The organism is Massiliimicrobium timonense (assembly GCF_002160865.1).
Taxonomy (GTDB): Bacteria; Bacillota_I; Bacilli_A; order Erysipelotrichales; family Coprobacillaceae; genus Allocoprobacillus.
Genome location: NZ_NFLJ01000110.1, coordinates 1 through 521, shown reverse-complemented (window position 1 = coordinate 521; position 521 = coordinate 1). Strand labels below are relative to the sequence as shown.

At 46.3% G+C, this 521-nt stretch carries 1 protein-coding gene; it reads right to left on the bottom strand.

From position 1 onward, the window contains the following. Positions 1–44: 44 nt before the first annotated feature. On the bottom strand, positions 45–521 hold a 477-nt coding region (locus tag B5E75_RS14390; protein WP_143746996.1), incomplete at its 5' end, for a conjugal transfer protein.

Below are 521 nucleotides of genomic sequence, written 5' to 3'. Positions count from 1 at the left end.
CCACTTATTATACAACTCGAACGATTAAAAAACAAGAGTTGGTTTTACTCTATTATCTTCCAGTTACTATCCTTATGGAGCGTCAACTCATACTGTGATACCTGTGTCGCCTTTGTCTGGTTATCAATGAACTTCACCGCAACGCTTACTTTCACATTGTCGCCGTCAGCCGTGAATACAGGATTGACAAGCTCGGAAAAGAGATAGTCGCCGTTTATCGGTTCAAGGGCGTTTCCCTCTACATAGTAGGCAAGCTCCTTGTCCGTTGCGGTAGGGTACAGCTTGAAGAATGTTTCCAGAAACGCCGTAGCGTCATTTACCGTATCAGCGTCCACACTGTTGTCCGCTTCCAGTGCCTTTGGTTCATAATCGGATTTTTCCATAGCAGGAGCGAGGGTCGGGTTCTGGATAATCACCATATCCCCGTCAACGTCCACATGGACGGTCACGGTATAGGTTTCTGATACATTCCTTGTCTGGTCGCCCTCTTTTATCTGCTGATCTACTTCGTAGGTAACAGT